The organism is Streptomyces sp. NPDC096040, from assembly GCF_040303265.1.
Classification (GTDB): domain Bacteria; phylum Actinomycetota; class Actinomycetes; order Streptomycetales; family Streptomycetaceae; genus Streptomyces.
In genome coordinates this window covers 290,625-309,535 of record NZ_JBEOTA010000004.1, presented here as the reverse complement: position 1 = coordinate 309,535, position 18,911 = coordinate 290,625, and the positions used below count along the sequence as shown (strand labels likewise).

21 protein-coding genes are annotated in these 18,911 nt (G+C 70.6%); 6 read left to right on the top strand and 15 right to left on the bottom strand.

The window, feature by feature from the left end; genetic code table 11:
* Positions 1-172: 172 nt before the first annotated feature.
* Positions 173-715 (top strand): PPA1309 family protein, encoded by a 543-nt coding sequence (locus tag ABTY98_RS06925; RefSeq protein WP_352219818.1) that lies wholly within the window; start codon positions 173-175, stop codon positions 713-715.
* 106 nt (positions 716-821) lie between these two features.
* On the opposite strand, the gene ABTY98_RS06920 is transcribed toward ABTY98_RS06925, so the two are convergent.
* The 4 genes from ABTY98_RS06920 to ABTY98_RS06905 all read right to left on the bottom strand — a co-directional run bounded on the left by ABTY98_RS06920 (position 822) and on the right by ABTY98_RS06905 (position 3,974).
* Positions 822-1,919, bottom strand: a complete 1,098-nt coding sequence (locus ABTY98_RS06920; RefSeq protein WP_352219817.1) for a YlbL family protein — start codon at positions 1,917-1,919, stop codon at positions 822-824.
* Positions 1,920-1,979: 60 nt separating this feature from the next.
* The gene (locus tag ABTY98_RS06915) at positions 1,980-2,144 is read right to left on the bottom strand and encodes a hypothetical protein (protein ID WP_352219816.1); all 165 of its coding nucleotides are present in this window, start codon (positions 2,142-2,144) and stop codon (positions 1,980-1,982) included.
* A gap of 116 nt (positions 2,145-2,260) precedes the next feature.
* Positions 2,261-2,722: a molybdenum cofactor biosynthesis protein MoaE gene (locus tag ABTY98_RS06910; RefSeq protein WP_352219815.1), complete on the bottom strand. Its 462-nt coding sequence runs from the start codon at positions 2,720-2,722 to the stop codon at positions 2,261-2,263.
* Between the two features lie 139 nt (positions 2,723-2,861).
* The gene (locus tag ABTY98_RS06905; protein WP_352219814.1) at positions 2,862-3,974 is read right to left on the bottom strand and encodes an SDR family oxidoreductase; all 1,113 of its coding nucleotides are present in this window, start codon (positions 3,972-3,974) and stop codon (positions 2,862-2,864) included.
* Between the two features lie 192 nt (positions 3,975-4,166).
* Here ABTY98_RS06905 and ABTY98_RS06900 point away from each other — a divergent pair, with 192 nt between their 5' ends.
* The gene (locus tag ABTY98_RS06900; RefSeq protein WP_352219813.1) at positions 4,167-5,585 is read left to right on the top strand and encodes a zinc-dependent metalloprotease; all 1,419 of its coding nucleotides are present in this window, start codon (positions 4,167-4,169) and stop codon (positions 5,583-5,585) included.
* The gene (locus ABTY98_RS06895) at positions 5,582-6,103 is read left to right on the top strand and encodes an NUDIX hydrolase (RefSeq protein ID WP_352219812.1); all 522 of its coding nucleotides are present in this window, start codon (positions 5,582-5,584) and stop codon (positions 6,101-6,103) included. Before ABTY98_RS06900 ends, ABTY98_RS06895 begins: the two co-directional genes overlap by 4 nt.
* Before the next feature lie 68 nt (positions 6,104-6,171).
* Here ABTY98_RS06895 and ABTY98_RS06890 read toward each other — a convergent pair whose 3' ends face one another.
* From ABTY98_RS06890 to ABTY98_RS06875, 4 genes are all read right to left on the bottom strand, one after another.
* A complete protein-coding gene (locus ABTY98_RS06890; protein WP_352219811.1) occupies positions 6,172-6,927 on the bottom strand; it encodes an AIM24 family protein in 756 nt (251 codons plus the stop codon).
* Positions 6,928-6,944: 17 nt separating this feature from the next.
* Positions 6,945-7,625 carry an AIM24 family protein gene (locus ABTY98_RS06885; protein ID WP_352219810.1) on the bottom strand — a complete coding sequence of 227 codons (681 nt, stop codon included), beginning with the start codon at positions 7,623-7,625 and terminating at the stop codon, positions 6,945-6,947.
* 11 nt (positions 7,626-7,636) lie between these two features.
* On the bottom strand, positions 7,637-9,295 hold the full coding sequence (locus tag ABTY98_RS06880; RefSeq protein WP_352219809.1) for a TerD family protein: 1,659 nt from the start codon (positions 9,293-9,295) through the stop codon (positions 7,637-7,639).
* Positions 9,296-9,432: 137 nt separating this feature from the next.
* Entirely contained in the window at positions 9,433-10,029 is a 597-nt protein-coding gene (locus ABTY98_RS06875) for a M48 metallopeptidase family protein (protein WP_352219808.1), read from the bottom strand.
* A 226-nt stretch (positions 10,030-10,255) separates the two neighbouring features.
* Between ABTY98_RS06875 and ABTY98_RS06870 the strand changes: the two genes are divergently transcribed.
* Complete coding sequence (locus ABTY98_RS06870) at positions 10,256-11,461, top strand: TOMM precursor leader peptide-binding protein (RefSeq protein ID WP_352219807.1); 1,206 nt, start codon at positions 10,256-10,258, stop codon at positions 11,459-11,461.
* Positions 11,454-12,842: an ABC1 kinase family protein gene (locus ABTY98_RS06865; protein ID WP_352219806.1), complete on the top strand. Its 1,389-nt coding sequence runs from the start codon at positions 11,454-11,456 to the stop codon at positions 12,840-12,842. The genes ABTY98_RS06870 and ABTY98_RS06865 overlap by 8 nt, the downstream gene beginning before the upstream one ends.
* Before the next feature lie 15 nt (positions 12,843-12,857).
* Here ABTY98_RS06865 and ABTY98_RS06860 read toward each other — a convergent pair whose 3' ends face one another.
* The 5 genes from ABTY98_RS06860 to ABTY98_RS06840 form a co-directional block, all read right to left on the bottom strand.
* The gene (locus tag ABTY98_RS06860) at positions 12,858-13,070 is read right to left on the bottom strand and encodes a hypothetical protein (RefSeq protein WP_352219805.1); all 213 of its coding nucleotides are present in this window, start codon (positions 13,068-13,070) and stop codon (positions 12,858-12,860) included.
* Between the two features lie 136 nt (positions 13,071-13,206).
* Positions 13,207-13,533 carry a putative WhiB-interacting protein gene (locus ABTY98_RS06855; protein WP_352219804.1) on the bottom strand — a complete coding sequence of 109 codons (327 nt, stop codon included), beginning with the start codon at positions 13,531-13,533 and terminating at the stop codon, positions 13,207-13,209.
* Entirely contained in the window at positions 13,530-13,898 is a 369-nt protein-coding gene (locus ABTY98_RS06850) for a WhiB family transcriptional regulator (RefSeq protein ID WP_019072119.1), read from the bottom strand. Before ABTY98_RS06850 ends, ABTY98_RS06855 begins: the two co-directional genes overlap by 4 nt.
* 174 nt (positions 13,899-14,072) lie before the next feature.
* Entirely contained in the window at positions 14,073-14,357 is a 285-nt protein-coding gene (locus ABTY98_RS06845; protein WP_502994166.1) for a hypothetical protein, read from the bottom strand.
* Positions 14,358-14,556: 199 nt separating this feature from the next.
* Entirely contained in the window at positions 14,557-16,752 is a 2,196-nt protein-coding gene (locus ABTY98_RS06840; protein ID WP_352219802.1) for an ATP-dependent DNA helicase UvrD2, read from the bottom strand.
* A 178-nt stretch (positions 16,753-16,930) separates the two neighbouring features.
* On the opposite strand from ABTY98_RS06840, the gene ABTY98_RS06835 reads away from it, so the two are divergent.
* Positions 16,931-17,173 (top strand): mycoredoxin, encoded by a 243-nt coding sequence (locus tag ABTY98_RS06835; protein WP_352219801.1) that lies wholly within the window; start codon positions 16,931-16,933, stop codon positions 17,171-17,173.
* A gap of 52 nt (positions 17,174-17,225) precedes the next feature.
* On the opposite strand, the gene ABTY98_RS06830 is transcribed toward ABTY98_RS06835, so the two are convergent.
* Both ABTY98_RS06830 and nudC read right to left on the bottom strand, forming a co-directional pair.
* Positions 17,226-17,858 carry a class I SAM-dependent methyltransferase gene (locus ABTY98_RS06830; protein ID WP_352219800.1) on the bottom strand — a complete coding sequence of 211 codons (633 nt, stop codon included), beginning with the start codon at positions 17,856-17,858 and terminating at the stop codon, positions 17,226-17,228.
* A gap of 16 nt (positions 17,859-17,874) precedes the next feature.
* Positions 17,875-18,819, bottom strand: a complete 945-nt coding sequence (nudC, locus tag ABTY98_RS06825) for an NAD(+) diphosphatase (protein ID WP_352219799.1) — start codon at positions 18,817-18,819, stop codon at positions 17,875-17,877.
* Between the last annotated feature and the right edge of the window lie 92 nt (positions 18,820-18,911).

The window sequence follows — 18,911 nt, the reverse complement described above, 5'->3', positions numbered from 1 at the left end:
AAAGCCAAGGTGCGCACCTCGAAGTTCGCTGTTGATCCGCTTCTGAATCCGTCAGACCCTCGTGATCGGGGGCCTTTCGTGGCCCCCCGTGATCGTGGGGCCCCACCTATGCAACTTACTCACGGTTTACTCGGTTCCCGATTCCGGCCATGAACGAGGCAGGATTGTGACCATGTCCAACACTCCCATGGCAGCCAACCCGCTCACCCGGGCCGTCCTCGAGATCGACGAGTACGCCTCCGGCCTCGGCTGGGACCAGCCCGCTCGCCTCTTCGCCCTTGTCGACACCGCACGGCTGCGCACCCAGGAACCGGCTCTCGCCGCCCAGCTCGGTCTGCAGGAGGAGTCCGTGACCACCGGTCTCACCCCGATCGAGCAGGACGAAGTGCCAACGGACAAAGCGCTGGATGAGTTCCTCGGCACCATCGCCTGGCCGGACGCCGTGGTCGGCTGCGCGCTCACGGTGGAGCGGCTGATGCTGCCGCCGTCCGCCGAGTCCCAGGTCCCGGAGGGGCTGAGCGAGGCCAACCTGGCCAAGTGGGTGGCACAGCACCCCGACCGCCAGGAGGTCCGGATGACGGTCGGCGTGCTGCGGGACGGCAGCCGCGACTCGGCGGTGCGGCTGCGCGAGAAGGACTCGCCTACGGAGGTCCTCACCGGTCCCGACCTGGTCCCGGGGCTGGCGGAGGCCCTGAAGGCGACGTTCGCGGACTGAGACACGCGCACACGGCTCGCACACGGCACCGGGGCGCCCCTCGTCAGGAAGGGCGCCCCCGGTCTTTTGGGTCCGCTACGGGGCCTCTCAGGTTCTCTACGGGTCGTCAGCTCTTGGTGCTGCACTTCGGCAGGGCGCCGGTGTCTCCGTCGCGGATGTCCTTGAGGGCGCCGAGGGCGTCGTCGATCGTCTTGACCTTGACCAGGGTGAGCCCGCTCGGGGTGTCCTTGGCCGCTTCGGCGCAGTTGTCGGCCGGGGTCAGGAAGTACTGGGCGCCCTTGCTGCGCGCGCCGATGGTCTTCATCGAGATGCCGCCGATCGGGCCGACCGTGCCGTCGTCCTCGATCGTGCCGGTGCCGGCGACGAACTTGCCGCCGGTGAGGCTGCCCGGGGTGAGCTTGTCGTAGATGCCGAGCGCGAACATGAGCCCCGCGCTCGGTCCGCCGACGTCGGCGAGCTTGATGTCGATGGAGAACGGGAACGTGTGATCGGTCCCGGCGGAGATCCCGACGATGGCGCGCTTCGTACCGCCGTCGTCGGAGCTGGTCGTGGTGACGGTGACCTTCTCGGTCTTGGTGGCCGTCTTGTTCGCCTTCTCGGCGGCGGCCTGCTCCTTGGCGGGCACGACCGTGAAGACGACGTCCTCGCCGGGCTTGTGCTTGGTCACCAGCGTGGCGACGTCGGCCGGCTGCTTGACCGCCGTACCGTCGACGGCCTTGATCACGTCACCGGCGTGCAGCTTGCCCTCGGACGGCGAGCCCTTGAGAACCGTGGAGACGATGATCCAGGACTTCACCGGGACGCCCAGCTCCTTCAGCGCGGCGACCTTCGCGCTCTCCTGGGACTGGCTGAACTCCTCGGCGTTCTCCTGGGTGGACTGCTGCTCGGTCTTGCCGTCCGGGTAGAGCGTGTCGTGCGGCACGACCCTGTTGTCGTGCGAAAGCCATCCGTAGACGGCCTCGACGAGGTTCATCCTGTAGTCGGCGCTGGTGACCCGGACGGTCGTCATGTTCAGGTGTCCGGAGGTCGCGTAGGTCTTGTGACCGGAGATCTGCAGCACCGGCTCGCCGCCGTGGTCCCCGAGCGTGTTGACGGTCGGGCCCGGGGACATCTCCGAGTACGGCACGTTGATGAGCACTCCGGCGCACAGGAGCGCGATCAGCATCAGGGTGGAGGCGAGCATCGTCGCGGTGCGGCGTGGCATGCAAAGACAGTACGGGACGTGTCTGTCAGCGCACCGTCAGGGCCACCCGTCACAGGGGTCTCAGCTGCCGGAGTGGGGCTTCTCCATGGCCTCGCGGAAGCGCGCGTACCCGTCGAGTTCGGGCCCGTCGCTCCGGGCTCTCCTGGTCCGATTGGCCCAGCTGCCCCACAGACCGGCAGCGACCGCGGCCACGAGCGGAATCAGCAACCAGACAAGCGCCCCCATGCCGACCTCCCAACCCCATGAGCGTCCGCGACTGACTGATCAGCAGATTAATCATCCGCACTGACAACGCTCACGCGGGGGGTTCGGTTACGCAACCGGAAACCGGACAGGGGCCTTCAGCAGGCCCCGACCCATTCCTCCGTCCCATCCGAGAACTTCTGGTGCTTCCAGATGGGCACCTCGTGCTTGAGATCGTCGATCAGCTTCCGACAGGCTTCAAAGGCGTCCCCGCGATGCGCACACGACACGCCGACGACCACGGCGAGATCACCCACCCGCAGGTCCCCCACCCGGTGCACCGCGGCCAGCGCCCGCACCGGGTACTCGGCGACGACCTTCTCCGCGATCCGCCGCATCTCGCTCTCGGCACTGGGATGGCACGAATAGCCGAGCGCGTCCACGTCGGCGCCCTCGTCGTGGTTCCGCACGGTCCCCACGAACAGCGCGATCCCACCGGCCGCGTCGTCCCCCACGGCCGCGAAGACCTCGTCGACGGAGAGCGCACTCTCCCGGATCCCGATCAGCTTGACGGGATCCTCGGCACCCAGCTCACCGGGATGATCGTTCACAGCAGCCATACCTCCATCGTGCCGCACGCCCGGGACCAGAGGGAATACGCCCAACACCCGGCACGCGCGCGTGCGCGTTTGGAGACTCCTCCTACTCCCGGCTCGCGATCGCCGGTCCCGGCCCGGGGCCGCTGCCTCCGGTCCGTGGTCAGATCCGCCGCCGGGCCTTCCGTGCCCGCCGTACCACCGCCGCCGCGCCCAGCAGCGCGACCGTCGCACCCGCCGCACCCGCGGCCGTCGCGTCCCTACGGCCGAGCCGCCGTCCGACCACGGTGTGCCGCCCGGACACCTCCTCCAGCAGCTCGGCGAGGACCTCCTCGTTCGTCCACCCCGGCCGCCACCCGGCGTCGTGCAGCCGGCTCCCGCTCACCACCCACGGATACATGGTGTAGGCGAGATCCCCGGCAGGTGACGGCGTCAGCCCGATCCGGTGCAGCCGGGCCGCGGCGCCGAGCGCCACCGCCGACGGCAGCTCCATCCGCCGGATCCCGCTGAGCTCCTCGACCTCCTCCTGCTCCAGCCATCCGTCGCACCCGACGGCGAGTTCCCCGTCGACGTGCTCCAGCACGGCGTACTCCAGCGCGCTGCACAGGTCCTCGACATGGCAGAACTGCCAGGCGGGCCGCGACCCGGCGACGACAAGCAGACGGGGCGACTCGAAATACCTGGTCAGCGCGGTGTCGGTGCCTCCGACGAGCACCGCGGGGCGCACGACGGTGACATTGAGCCCGGGGTGCGCGCGGGGCGCCCGGCGCGCGAGCCGCTCGATCTCCAGCAGGTCCCCCACGCCCGTGGCCTCCGCCGTGGCGCGCAACTCCGCGTCCTCGGACAACGGCAGCTCGTTCTCCGGAAGCGCGCCGTAGACCATCGCGGAGGTGCACAGCACCACGCGGTGCACCCCGGCCGCGGCCGCCGCGGTCAGCACGGTCTGCGTCCCGCGCACGTTGTAGGCCGTACGGGCGACCGGATCGGTCTCCAGATCCAGGTCGAGCGCGAGATGCACCACCACGTCGGCCCCGCGGAGCTTGTCCGCGATGGCCGGATCCCGTACGTCGAGGATGTGCCACTGGGCGTCCGCGCACTCCCCGCGCCGCTCGTCGATGGCGATGACCTGCTTGATCTCCTCGGACGCGGCCAGCCGCTCGGTGAGCAGCGCGCCGACCCCGGTCGCGGCGCCGGTGACGGCGACGACGGGCCCGCGCACGGCGGCAGGGGTTGACGGGTTTCGCGCTGCGCGAACCTGCGGATCTGGGGAACTCACCGGGCGTCTCCAGCGGTTGTCTTCAGTACGAGCGTGAGTGACGCGTACGTACCAGGTGGCATCCATCCTGCCGCAGGCCGACTGTCGGCGAAGCACCGAGGCCCGATCGGGTCGGGGTGTCTACGCTGGGTGGTGTTGTCGGGCAGCCGCGCCGCCGGAGAGAACCGGTGGCCTTACCAGCCGAGGATTCCCGTGAGTGACACCCCATTCGGTTTCGGCCTTCCGCCGGAGGAGCCGGAAGACGGCGACGAGGGCAAGGAGAAGGACCAGCAGAGCGGTGGTGGGCAGGGACCGGCCAACCCGTTCGGTTTCGGCACGCCCGGGTTCGGCGGCCCCGGCGCCGACAATCCGTTCGCTGCCATGTTCGGTTCGCTGAACCCCACCGACCTGGGCGCGGCCTTCCAGCAGCTGGGTCAGATGCTCTCGTACGAGGGCGGCCCGGTGAACTGGGACATGGCCAAGCAGATCGCCCGCCAGACGGTCTCCCAGGGCACCTCGGACGGCGTCAAGGACGCGAGCGTGGGCCCCTCCGACCGCACGGCGGTCGAGGAGGCGGTGCGCCTGGCCGACCTGTGGCTGGACGACGCGACGTCGCTGCCGTCCGGTTCCGGCTCGGCCGTGGCGTGGTCGCGCGCGGAGTGGGTCGAGGCGACGCTGCCCGCCTGGCAGGAGCTGGTCGACCCGGTCGCCGAGCGGGTCGGCGCCGCGATGGGCGATGTCCTGCCGGAGGAGATGCAGGCCATGGCGGGCCCGCTGATCGGCATGATGCGCTCGATGGGCGGCGCCATGTTCGGCACGCAGATCGGACAGGCCGTCGGTGTGCTCGCGGGCGAGGTCGTCGGCTCGACCGACATCGGTCTGCCGCTCGGCCCGGTCGGCCGGGCCGCGCTGCTGCCGGTGAACATCGAGGCGTTCGGCAAGGACCTCGGTGTGCCGAAGGAGGAGGTGCGGCTGTATCTGGCGCTGCGCGAGGCGGCCCACCAGCGCCTGTTCGCGCATGTGCCGTGGCTGCGCTCGCACCTGTTCGGCGCGGTCGACGGGTACGCGCGCGGGATCAAGGTCGACACGGCCAAGCTGGAGGACGTGGTCGGCCAGTTCGACCCGCAGAACCCCGAGCAGCTTCAGGACGCCCTCCAGCAGGGCATGTTCCAGCCCGAGGACACACCGGAGCAGAAGGCGGCCCTGGCCCGTCTGGAGACCGCGCTGGCCCTCGTCGAGGGCTGGGTCGACGCGGTGGTCCACGCGGCGGCGAAGCCGCGCCTGTCGTCCGCCGACGCGCTGCGCGAGACCCTGCGCCGCCGCCGCGCCACGGGCGGCCCCGCGGAGCAGACGTTCGCCACGCTGATCGGCCTGGAGCTGCGCCCGCGCCGACTGCGCGACGCCTCCCGTCTGTGGGCCTCGCTCACCGACGCGCGCGGTGCCGACGGCCGGGACGCCCTGTGGGCACACCCGGACATGCTGCCGACGGCGAGCGACCTGGACGACCCGGACGGCTTCGTCCACCGCGAGCAGCTGGACTTCTCCGAGCTGGACAAGATGCTCGGCGAGGCGGCCCAGAAGCCCGACCTGCGCAAGAAGGACGACCAGGAAAAGGGCGACGACACCGAGTGAGCCTGTACGACGACACGGTCCTCGTCCTCAAGGGGTACGAGGGCCAGGAAGAGCTGCGCCAGGCCTACCTGGACCATCTCGCGGCGCACCCCGACGGCATGTGGAAGGCGTGTCACGCGGGGCATGTCACGGCGAGCGCGCTGGTCGTCGACGCCGAGCACGGTCGGGTGCTGCTGACACTGCACCGGAAGCTGCGGATGTGGCTGCAGATGGGCGGCCACTGCGAGCCGGGCGACGCCACGCCGGCCGCGGCGGCCCTGCGGGAGGCGACCGAGGAGTCCGGGATCCCCGGGCTGACGCTGCTGCCGGGCGGCCCGGTCCGACTGGACCGGCACCCGATCCCGGCGCCGTGCCACTGGCACTTCGACATCCAGTACGCGGCCGTGGCCCCGCGGGGCGCCGCCCATGCGATCAGCGACGAGTCCCTGGACCTGCGCTGGTTCGCCTACGAGGGGGTCGCGGAGGTCGCCGACGACTCGGTCGTACGACTGCTGGAAGCGACCCGCGCCCGGCTGTGATCCCCACGTGCACGTAAGGGGCGCCCGCCACTGCGTGCACCCCTTACTTTGCGGGTCTTCCCGGCCCGTCAGCTCCAGACGTTCCCCTGGTTCGTCCCGCGCGCGCCCTGCTGGCCCATCCCGAACTGCGCGGCGAGGCCCTGGCCGATCTGGGCGTTCTGCGGCGGGAGCAGTTCACTCGGCTGGACCAACGCGAAGCCACTTCCCATGAAGCTGAGCTCCCAGCCCTCTCCGGTGTTGCCGCGACGCCGCCACACGCCCGAGGAATGCGTCTGGGCCTGCATCTGGACGCGCAGCCCGGTGGACCAGGCGACGATCGCGTCGGCATCGCAGTTGACGTACTTGTCGGGCGTGACCTGCATCAGCAGCGGCGCGCCCGAGGTCATCAGGGCGACCTTGCCGCGGCCGGTGATGTTGAGCTGGTACTTCCCGGACCCGGAGATGCCGTAGAGGCTGTCGACGGCGACCACCTCGTAGTGCAGCGAGGAGTCCATGGCGAGGACGTAGCCGCTGTCCACGGTCAGGCCGTCCTGTTCGACGTCCAGGACGTGGACGTGCTGGGCGAGGTTGGCGAAGTAGACCGTGCCCTGCCCGTGGCAGCGCATCAGGTCCAGGCCCTCGCCGGTGTACGCACGCGCGCGTGACTGCTGGTTGCTCGTGTACTCGGCGTCGAACTCGACGAGCCCCTGGTAGGCGACCATCGTGCCCTTGCGGGCGAGGATGTCGTCGTGGCCCTCCAGGACGATCCGCAGCATCTCCTTGTTCTGCAGGCTGTAGCGGTCCTGGGCCTGGGAGTCGTTGTGCGCGAAAAGCGGGCTCTGCATGATTCTCTGACTCCCCCTCAGCCCCGGAAACGAAGGCGGTCGGTGCTGTCCTCGCTGGGCTGGACGACGACGATGCCCTGCCCGGAGAAGGCCATCTGGTAGGCCTCGCCGCTGCCCCGGCCGATCAGGGACTGCGCCTTGAAGCTGCGCTTGCCCTTCACCTTGAGGTTCGGCGACCAGGCGACCAGCGCGTCCGGGTCGACATACGTCTCGTCCTCGCCGCCACCGCAGTCGACGACGATCGGCTTGCCCCGGGAGGTCAGCGCGACCCAGCCCTGCCCGGAGATCTTGGTGTTCCACAGACCCTGCCCGGCGAACTTCGCCAGCCCCTTGACCCGCTCCACGCCCCAGGTCAGGTGCGCGTCGAAGGCGAGCAGGTTGGTGGCGTTGACGGAGATGCCGTCGCCGTTGAGGTTGATGACGACGACATCGGCGCCGTAGTCGGCGAGGTAGAGCAGTCCGTCGCCGGAGCACTTCATCAGGGGCGCGCCCTCGCCGGTCATCCAGTCACGGGCGATCTGGCGCACGGCCGGCGGGTTGGGCTCGTACTGCACGAAGCCCTCATAGGCGACCATCGACCCCACACGCGCGAGGAGGTCGTTCCCGGTCTGCATGGCGACCTTCAGCATGTGGTTGCCGTGGTTCTCCATGCGAGCGGTGACGGGTGCGGGGGCGTAGCCCGCGAGCGGCTGGTTCATGACGGGCTCCCTCAGACCTCGTACGGCTGGACGACGATGAAGTTGCCGGGGGCGCCCCGGAACTGCAGGTTGACGCTCTCGCCGGTGTCGCCCGGGTAGGCGTTGCGGCGCATCCGGACCTGGCTGGAGACGATCACCTGGGAGGCCGCCGACCAGGCGACCACCGCGTTGCAGTCGGCGAACGTCGTCGGCGTGACGGGCAGCACTACGGGCGTGCCGTGCGTCTTGACGACGATCGTGCCGGTGCCCTGGAACTGCATCGTGAACAGCGCGCCGCCGGGGATGCCGTGGCCCTCGATCCGGCGGACCTCGTACTGGAGGCTCTCGTCGAAGGCGAGGACGCTCTCCGCGGAGACACAGATCGCGTCGCCCTGGAGCTCGACGGGGTGCAGATGGGCGGAGTTCTCGGCGAGGAACACCTGGCCGTGGCCGGTGCAGCGCATCAGCTGCAGCTCCTGGCCGGTCGCGTTGCCCACGACCCGGCCCATGAACCCGGCGCCCTTGTAGCTGAAGTCGACCTTGCCCTGGTAGAGCACCATGCTGCCCTGCCGGGCCAGCACCGGCTGGCCGCCCATGCCGAGGTCGACCCGGACGAGCTTGCTGTTCTGCTGCGTCCAGCGCTGGCCGGTGGGCGTCTCCTTGAACTGCTGGAGCGCCGCACCGACTCCGGCACCGCCCTGGGGAGTTCCTTGGGGGACCCCGTAGGTCTGCCGGCCTGGGGCCTGCCCGAACGGCGGCTGCTGGCCGTAGCCCGGAGGCGGGGTCGGGGGCTGGGGTGCCTGGGGGTGTCCGGGCGGAGGGGCCGGGGCCTGCGGGGCCGCCGGGGGCTGACCGTAACCGGGCGGCATGGGCGCGCTCGGGGTCGGCCGGCCGTAGGGCGCGGGTGCCGGTGACGGCGGCGGCACGGTGCCGGGGGCGGGCGGGGCCAGCGAGGCGATGACGGTGGGCGCGCCGTGCACATTCGGAACCGGCGCGGGGCCGGGCGCCGGGGGCGGGGTGAAGCCCTGGGGCGCGGGCGCCGGGGCGGCCGGGGGCACGGGTGCCGGGGCGGCCGGGGCCGGGGCGGCGAACGCGGGCGGCGCGAATCCGGGCGCAGGGCCGGTCTGCGACTGCTGCGGCTCGGGCGCGGCGGGCGCCTCCTCCTCCATCACCTCGCCGCCGAAGTTCTTCAGCAGCGCATCCAGACCACCGTCGAAGCCCTGGCCGACGGCGGCGAAGCGCCACACGTCCTTCAGGTAGAAGTCGCCCAGCATCACGGCGCGTTCGGTGGAGAACTCCGAGCCGTTGAAGGAGTACCGGGCCACCTCCTCGCCGCCCGCGACGATCCGGATGTAACCGGGCGCGACCTGCGACATCTGCCCGGCGCCGTCGATGGTCGCCGTGAACGCCAGCTTCTGGATCCGCGGCGGAATCCGGTCCAGCGTGACCCGGAAGGACTCCGTGTCGCCCGCCTGCGCACCCAGCAGCTGGATGGACTCCTCTGGAGACTTCGGCTGGTTGAAGAAGACGAAGTACCGGTCGTCCGACAGCCGTTCGTCGGCGTCCAGGCCGAAGCAGCTGATGTCGAAGGTCAGTCCGGGCCCGGCGATCTGCACACCTACGTACAGATCCGTGCCCGCCGTCAGGTCACTGATCCTGGCCTTGTGGCCGCGTTGGAATTCCCTGGCCATGCGCTACGACCGTCCCCCATCCCGAATGTGACTGCGTCGCGCCAGGCTAACGGCTAACTCGGACATCGGAGGCAGTCGGTACAGACCCGGTACACAACCGCGCTCAGCAGACCCGAAGGGAGTGCCCGCAGGGCGTGTCACTCATCGCGCGCACCTGGCGCATGGGGCAGCCGCTCGGCGGCGACCACCCCTTCGAGGTAGCCCCGAGCGCGCTCGGTCCGCGGATACGCCTCCAGGAGCCGCCAGAAGTCGGGACCGTGCCCGGGCACCAGCAGATGCGCCAGTTCATGGCAGAGCACATAGTCGACGACGTACTCGGGCATGCCCTGGAGCCGGTGCGAGAGGCGGATGCTGCCCTCGGCGGGGGTGCAGGAACCCCAGCGGGTGTTCTGGTTGGTGACCCAGCGCACCGAGGCGGGGCGGGCCCGGCCGTCGAAGTACTGGGCCGACAGCCGCTCGGCGCGCTCCGCCAGTTCGGCGTCGCCCAGCACTCGCTTGCTCTCCTGGGCGGCGAGTTTGTTGAGCATGACGGTCACCCAGCGTTTCTCCTCCGCCTCGGACATCCGGGCGGGGATCAGCACGACGGTGCGATCGCCCTCGCGGTACGCGGAGACCGTCCGGCGGCGCCGGGCGCTCCTGCGAACCTCGATCGCGCTCACCCCCAAGCCGCTGGGCGGCTGGCTCGTCATGCTGCGCTGTGGCTTTCCGGCGCGGTGCAGTGGGTCGGCGGGCACGCCCCGACGTTACCCGCTGCACACGGGGGAAGTCCCGGGTCCGGGGCGGTTCGATGCCAAGCCCCCACCATGCGTCTGATTTGTACGACGAATACCCACCGCCTGTGGACAACTTTCGAAGTCCGTCGAGCGGGCCGGGCATGCTGGCAGTCGTCGGCGGAGCGTGACCGGCTCCACCGGCAGACGGGAACGTTCCATGACCTTTCGACAGCTACGGGGGCCTGTCATGCATCCGTTGGTGAAGCCCGCGCTCCGGCGCGGCTGGCGTGATCTCAACACCGTGCAGTTCGGGATGACCCCGGCACACGCGATGACAGTCGGGCCGATGGACACGGCGACGGGCAGCTTTCTGGACCTGCTCAACGGCACCCGGGGGCTCGCGCTGCTGCGTGCGGAAGGGCGGCGCATGGACCTGCCGGACGGGCATGTCGACGCGCTGGTGGAGCGGCTGTCGCGGGCCGGGCTTGTCGACGACGCGTGCGGCGGCGGGCCGGCGGTGGAGGCACTGCGCGCCAAGCAGGAGGTCATGGACCGGCTCGGTCCCGATCTCGCGTCGCTGTCCCTGATCACTCCGGAGCCGGGCGGCGCGATCGGCCGGCTGGCGGCCCGGCGTGCGCTGCGGGTGCAGGTGCGGGGCGCGGGCCGGGTCGGTGTCACGCTGGCCGCGCTGCTGTCGGGCGCGGGCGTCGGCGAGGTCGACGTGCGTGACGTGGGCCGCGTCCAGCCGTGGGACGTGGCGCCGGGCGGGCTGCCCGCGGAGGCGGTGGGCGAGCGGCGGGACGAGGCCGCGCGCAGGGTCGTCCGCCGGGCCGCTCCGGACCGCACGCCGCGCCGCCCGGATCCGGCCGCGGAAGAGCCCGGCCTCTCCCTGGTGATCATCGCCCCGCGCGACGACGTCCTGGTGTACGCCCCGGACGCGCGCGCCGCCGAGCCGCTCATGGCCTCCGGGACGCCTCACCTCTACACGGGGGTCGTGGAGGGCACCGGCGTCGTCGGTCCGCTCGTCCTGCCGGGCGGGACGGGCTGCGCCCGCTGTCTGCACGAGCATCGCTCCGACCGGGATCCGGCGTGGCCACGCTTGATCGCCCAGTGGCGGTCCGGGCAGGCCCGCCGAGTGGAGGCCTGCGATCTGACGCTGGCGACGGCCGTGGCCGGGCTGGCCGCCGCGCATGCCCTGGCCTTCCTCGACGGGGAGTCGCCGTCCGGTACGGGAGTGCGCTGGGAGGCTTCCGTGCCGGCTCTGCACTGGCATGCGCGTCCGGTCTGGCCGCATTCCGCATGCCCGTGCGGAGCGGCGGAGAAAGCTAAGGGGGAACACTCCTCAACCAATGAGGCTCGGCACGAGACAATGGTGGTGCAACGGCCGTCGGCGGAGCGACAAGAGCACACGGACGCCGCACGGCCGACTGGGACTTGGAGGGCGCATGTCTGATCTTCCCCGGAAGGCGGTCACCCGGACCGCCAAACTCGCCGCGCTCCCGCTCGGCTTCGCAGGCCGGGCGACCTGGGGTCTGGGCAAGCGCATCGTGGGTGAGTCCGCGGAGATCGTCGGGCGTGAGCTGCAACAGCGCACGGCGGAGCAACTCTTCAAAGTTCTGGGAGAGTTGAAAGGCGGGGCCATGAAGTTCGGGCAGGCCCTGTCCGTCTTCGAGTCCGCCCTCCCCGAGGAGATCGCCGGCCCCTACCGGGCGGCCCTCACCAGACTCCAGGACGCCGCGCCGCCGATGCCCACCCGCACCATGAACGCGGTGCTCGTCGAGCGCCTCGGCGAGGACTGGCGGGAGCTGTTCCTGGAGTTCGAGGAGAAACCCGCGGCGGCGGCCTCGATCGGCCAGGTGCACCGGGCGGTATGGCACGACGGCCGTGCGGTCGCGGTCAAGGTGCAGTATCCGGGAGCCGGCGAGGCCCTGCTGTCCGATCTTGGGCAACTGAGTCGTTTCGCGCGTCTGTTGGGTCCGCTGATCCCGGGCATGGACATCAAGCCACTGATCGCCGAGCTGCGCGACCGGGTCTCCGAGGAGCTGGACTACGCCCTGGAGGCGCAGGCCCAGACGGCGCACGCGGAGGAGTTCGCGGACGACCCCGATGTGGTGGTTCCCGCGGTGGTGTACCAGTGCGAGCAGGTCCTGGTCACGGAGTGGATCGACGGAATACCGCTCTCCGAGATCATCTCGGAGGGTACGCAGGAGCAGCGTGACCGCGCCGGTCAACTCCTGGCCCGGTTCCTGTTCTCGGGCCCGGCCCGTACCGGCCTGCTGCACGCCGACCCGCACCCGGGCAACTTCCGTCTGCTGCCCGGTGGGCCGGAGGACGAGGAGGAGTGGCTCCTGGGCGTGCTGGACTTCGGCACGGTCGACCGCCTCGCGGGCGGCCTGCCCAGCCCGATCGGCGACTCCCTGCGGATGACGCTGGACGGTGATGCCGAGGCGGTCTACGAGCTGCTGTGCGCCGAGGGATTCGTCAAGGAATCCATAGAGCTGGACCCCGACGCCGTCCTGGACTACCTGCTGCCGATCATCGAACCGGCACGGGTCGACGAGTTCACCTTCACCCGCAACTGGATGCGCAGCCAGGCGGCCCGCATCGCCGACCCCCGCAACCCCGCCCACCAGCTGGGCAAACAGCTCAATCTGCCGCCTGCCTACCTGCTGATACACCGGGTGACCCTGAGCACCATCGGCGTGCTGTGTCAGCTGGGCGCGACGGTGCGGCTGCGGGAGGAACTGGAGGCGTGGCTGCCCGGTTTCGCGCCCGAAGAGACCGACGAAGTCGTGGCAGCCGAGGAGGCGGAGGTGGCCGTAGAAGCGCAGTAGGCGCGGTGACGGTGATCACCACCCGGACGAGTCGAGGCGGCCCTCGATCGCTCTGAGGTTCTCCCTGGAGCAGGCGTCGCAGAAGAACTGGCGGATGCCGTTCTCCACGGAGCAGGTCCAGGTGGTGGGCTGGAGGCCGTCGGCCGGGATGCCGCAGCGGGCGCACACAGGAGGGTGGGGCTCCGTGGCGGAGCAACCGTGATCACTGCCTCCGGGAAGACTCGTCACCCGGCGACGATAACGCCGCGGTGCACGGATCCGCGGGCGCAACGCACCGCGGGGGCCGGTCCGTTCGGCCGGACCGGCCCCCGCGTGAAGCTTTCGTCTCCCTCAGCCGGGAGGCCACCGCTTCAGGTGTTCGGGATCACTGCATGACGGCCATGGCGAGCGCACGGCGGGCGCGCATCGAGGCGCGCTCGGCCCGGCGCTGCATCCGGCGAGCGGCCGCCAGGCGCACGGCCCGGCGTTCCCGCTCGGCCTCGTGCAGTCGCTCGTGCATATGCGCACGAGCCAGGGCTTCTGGGATGAGTTGCATCTCGCGGGTCCTGTTCTGACGCGAGCCGGTGGTAGTACCGGCGGTGGTGAAGTCTGGGATCGCGGAGCCTGTGGGCTCGCTGGTGGACGGCTTCATCGGGGCCTGCTTCTTGGGGTCGTGCGTGAGGGGGCGGTCGATCGTTCCTTGGATGTTCATGCCGTGACCGGGTTCTTGCGCGGGCGGCCACGCGGCCGCTTCCGGGCGACGACGACACCCTGGACGAACAGCTCGCCACCCCAGACACCCCAGGGCTCACGCCGCTCCTTGGCACCGGCGAGGCAGGCCTCGATCAGCGGGCAGGTGCGGCAGAGGGACTTGGCGTACTCGACGTCCGCCGGCGACTCGGCGAAGAAGACCTCCGGGTCGTAGGAACGGCAGGGGACGGGCACGCCGAGGTTCTCGATGGCGTCGTCGAGCGCGGTGAGCGCGGTGAGCGGAGTCAAGGTGGAGTCCTCCGTGAGGCCGGGCGGGGGGATCGTTTCGGAAGGCGGTACGGACGGGGCGTGCGCTTCGAGTTGCACGGCTGTTCTTCCTCGTCTGGTCGTTCCGGTCCGGTTGGACCGGTTGGCGGCTGGTACCGGGTTCTGCTCTTGCCCCGAGGCCCCTTCGCCCGTCTGTCCCTGTGGTGGGGACAAACAGAAGGGCCGCGGATCCCGGATGGGGTTCCGCGGCCCTGAAGGCGCCGGCCTGATCGATCAGGCTGGATCACTCCAGGGTTCTGGCCCACGGAAGGCCCACATCAGGTGGTGCTGCGTCGTCTGCTTCCGGCTTCCGGCACCGGCTGCCATAAAGGCATAGGCCTTGGCCTGTGCCCCTACTGCTTCCAGTGCCTTGGTCGGTCGCTCATTGCGCTCACGAACGGGAAGGCCCGCGAGAGAAACGGAGGAGGACGCCGGACGCACGGCAGGAATGCCGGACAGACCGGTGCCCAGGTTCGAGACGCCGAGCATGCACACGGAGACGGCCGAGAGATCGGTCATTTTGGCCGCGCTGATGTTGGTCTTGATGCTGATCACTGGACTCGCCTCCTCTCGGCGCCTGGGGGACTGGGATGAGCCAGTCCGCTCGGATATGCAGGTACAACACGGAACTGGGCCTTCGAGAAGGCCGCCGCTTCCGTGCCTAGAACCTATGGGGATTGCCGGGGCATGCGCAAACTATTTTTTCGACGAGTTCGCATCAGTCCACCTCGGCTGCTCCCCCGGGCTGCTGGCCTGCGCAGATGGCCAGAACATCGGCGCCGTAACGGTTGAGCTTGCGAATGCCGACGCCGGGGATGCGGGCCAGCTCCCGGTCGTCGTCGGGCGCACTCTCGGCGATGGCCATCAGCGTCCTGTCGGTGAAGACGCAGAAGGCGGGCTGGCCGCTGAGCCGGGCCTGGTCCGCGCGCCACTCCCGCAGCCGCTCGTAGAGGCCCTCGTCCATGTCGGAGGGGCAGTTGTCGCAGCGCATCAGTTTCATCTCGCCGGCGTCGGTGAGTGTGCGTCCGCAGACCCGGCAGCGGGCGGGAGTGCGCTGAGTGCGCCGGGGTGCGGCCACGCGGCCGCCGGTGAAACCGCGTTCGACTCCGCCGGGGCCGGCGCCGGAGCCGCGCCCAACGGCGCCGGTGGAGCCGGGGCGCAGGCCGTCCAGGAAGTGGCTGGGCCTGCGGCTCGGGCGGCCGCCGGGGGTGCGGGAGAGGGACCAGGAGACATGGAGCCGTTCTCTGGCACGGGTCACACCGACATAGAGGAGACGGCGCTCCTCCTCGATCTGCTCGTCGGTCTTCGCATAGGTGATCGGCATCATGCCCTCGGCGACACCGACCAGGAAGACGACGTCCCACTCCAGGCCCTTCGCCGAGTGCAGGGAGGCGAGGGTGACGCCCTGGACGGTCGGGGCGTGCTGGGCGCCCGCACGCTCGTCGAGTTCCGTGACGAAGTCGGCGAGGGTGGCGGCGGGCCGGGCGGCGGCGACGTCGTGTGCCAGGTTGACCAGGGCGGCCAGTGACTCCCAGCGCTCCCGGACCGCGCCGGAGCCGGCCGGCGGCTCGGTGGTCCAGCCCTCCCCCGACAGGACAGCGCGCACCTGGGAGGGCAGGTCCACGGTGTCGTCGAGCAGCGCGTCGTTGCCGCCGAAGCGGGCCGCGGCACGCAGGGCTACGCCCGCCTTGCGCACCTCGGGCCGGTCGAAGAACCGCTCGGCACCGCGCAGTTGGTAGGGCACCCCGGCGTCGGCGAGGGCCTGCTCATAGGTCTCGGACTGGGAGTTGGTGCGGAACAGCACAGCGATCTCGGCGGCCGGGACCCCTGCGTCGACCAGCTCGCGGATACGGCGGGCGGCGCCCTCGGCCTCGGCGGGCTCGTCCGTGTACTCGGTGTAGACGGGCTCGGGTCCCGCGGGGCGCTGGGAGATCAGTTCCAGGCGGTGGTCGGCGGCGCGGCCGTGGGCCTGGGCCAGCAGTCCGTTGGCGAGGTGGACGACCTGCGGTGTGGAGCGGTAGTCGCGGACCAGCTTGACGACGGTGGCCCCGGGGTGGCGGGTGCGGAAGTCGAGCAGATGGTCGGGGGTTGCTCCTGTGAACGAGTAGATGGTCTGGCTGGCGTCGCCGACGACGCACAGGCTGTCGCGGTCGCCGAGCCACAGTTCCAGCAGGCGCTGCTGGAGGGGGCTGACGTCCTGGTACTCGTCGACGACGAAGTGCTGGTACTGGGCGCGGACCTGCTCGGCGATGTCGTGCCGGTCCTGCAGGACGGCGACGGTGAGCAGCAGGACGTCCTCGAAGTCGATGACCCCGCGGTCACGCTTGAGGTCCTCGTAGACCGAGTAGATCTGGGCGATCTCGGCAGGGTTCCGGGGAGCTTCGCGGCCGGCCTTCACAGCGGCGGGCTGATAGTCGGCGGGGACGGTCTGGGTGACCTTGGACCACTCGATCTCGGCGGTGACGTCCCTCAGCTCTCCCCGGTCGAGGCGGATGCGGCAGGCGGCGGCCGCGTCGGCGACAAGCTGGATCTTGCGGTCGACGAGCCGGGGCAGCGAGCCACCGATCGCTTTCGGCCAGAAGAACTGGAGCTGGCGCAGCGCGGCCGAGTGGAAGGTACGGGCCTGCACCCCCTGGGCGCCGAGCTGGCGCAGCCGGCCGCGCATCTCCCCGGCGGCACGGTTGGTGAAGGTGACGGCGAGCACGCTGGACGGCTGGAGAATGCCGGCCCGCACACCGTAGGCGATCCGATGGGTGATCGCCCGGGTCTTGCCGGTACCGGCTCCGGCCAGCACGCACACCGGACCGTGCAGGGCGGTCGCCACCTCACGCTGCTCGGGGTCGAGCCCTTCGAGCACCGCGTCGGCAGAGTCCGGTACCCGCGGGAAAAGGGAGGAATGCGTTGCTGCTGTCACACGGCCATGCTGCCAGGTCGCCGGAGACTGCTGTGCCGGTTGTCCACAGGCAGCCCCTCACAGTCGTACTAATGCGGCAGACGCCGTACAGGGCTCGTGCTGCGGGAATGGCGGACGGACCGCATGTGTTCCTCTCCTGGACGACCTTCCCCGAGCTGCCAGAAGGAGCGCGAGCGAGATGCAGGGCACTGTGACGATGTACAGCACCACGTGGTGCGGCTACTGCCGCCGGCTGAAGAGCCAGATGGACCGCGAGGGCATCGCGTACACCGAGATCAACATCGAGCAGGACCCGGAGTCGGCCACGTTCGTGGAGAAGGCGAACGGCGGGAACCAGACAGTCCCCACCGTGCTTTTCGCCGACGGCTCGACGCTGACGAACCCCTCGCTGGCTCAGGTCAAGCAGAAGATCGGCGCGTAATCTCCTTCGTGTTTTCTTCGCACTCTTCGCGCAAGGCGGTCCCTCATTCGGTTCAGGGGCCGCCTTCGCGTATGTCACCCGGCTTGTCCCACACCAGGGTGTAACGCCACAGCAGCCGGCGCCGGTACCTGCGTCCGGGGAGCAGGTCTGCGGTGGCCCGCCGGACCTCTCGCCAGTTCATGATGGGGTCCTCGACGGGCATGCCGGACGGACCCCGCTCGCCGCCGCGTCTGCGCGCGCGCAGCAGCAGGTTCACGGGGACTCCACAACCGCTGATCACGCGGTCCAGGAGGGTGCGGTTGTGCGCCATGCCGACGATGACCAGCCGGCCGCCCGGCGCGAGCAGCCCCGCCAGCCGTTCGATCACGTCGTCGAAAGGGGCGTGGTGGATGACGGCGACCGCGCTGACGAAGTCGTAGCCTCCCTCGTCGAGGAGTCCGGCGTCGAGATAGTCACCTTCCAGGAAGGTGACGTTTCCCGCGTCCCGTTTGTGCGCCAGCCGGATCATCTCCGGTGACCGGTCCACGCCGGTCACCGACTCCGCCCTGGCCGCGAGCTTGGCGGCCAGCAGGCCGTCACCGCAGCCGACGTCCAGGGCGGCACGGCAGCCGTGCGGCACGGCGTCCAGGACCACCGGGTGGTAGTGGACGTTGTGGTTCCAGTAGGTGTCGTAGGTGTCGGTCATCAGCCGGGGCGCCGTCTCAGACGAAGCTCCTGGTCGGCAGCGGCTTGCCGTACCACATCTCGATCAGGCGGGCCGCGATGGAGATCCCGTACGGCGGGAGGACGTCGCCGGAGTCGAAGGCGGCGCCCAGTTCGTCGCGGGAGAACCAGCGGGCCTCGTGGATCTCGTCGCCATCGACGTTGATCTCGGTCGAGGTGGCTCGGGCCATGAAGCCGAGCATGAGGCTGGACGGGAACGGCCAGGGCTGGCTGGCGACGTACTCGACGGGGCCGACGGTGATCCCGGCCTCCTCGAAGACCTCCCGGCGCACCGCCTGCTCGGTGGACTCGCCGGGCTCGACGAAGCCGGCGAGCGTGGAGAAGCGGCCCTCGGGCCAGTGGACCTGGCGGCCGAGCAGGATGCGGTCGTCCTCGTCGGTGACGGCCATGATCACGGCGGGGTCGGTGCGCGGGTAGTGCTCGGCGCCGCAGGCGGGGCAGCGGCGGATGTGGCCGGCGGCGGCGATGACCGTGCGCTCGCCGCAGCGGGAGCAGAAGCGGTGGGTGCGCTGCCAGTTCTCCAAACCGACCGCGTGCACCATCAGGCCCGTGTCGCGTGGTGACAGCAGCAGCCCTGCCTCGCGCAGGCCGGCCGGGCGGGCGGACTGGTCGATACGGCCGGGCAGGGCATCCTTCTGGAGCGCGAAGTAGCTGACGCCGTCCTCGTCGGTGCCCAGGAAGTAGCGGTGCGCTTCGGTGAGGGGGGCCTCGAAGGAGGGGGTCATGACGAGTTCGGTCCGGCCGTCGGGCGTCTCGTCGATGAGGACCTGGCCGCCGGAGACCACGAAGCAGCGGGTGTCGGGGTGGCTCCACGCCGCCGCGAGCCAGGCCTCGTCGAGCCGGTGGTGGGCAGCGCGGTCGATGCCGCTCGGGGCGGTGAGCGAGATGGGTCGGTCGGCGGTGTGGTCGGTCCAGGTGGTCACGGGTGCTTCCAACTCCCCCAGTGCAACGGATGTTTCAGCGGGCGGTTCAGCGGGACGAAGGGCGGGAGGAGACCGGGTCGGTCGGGGGCGGG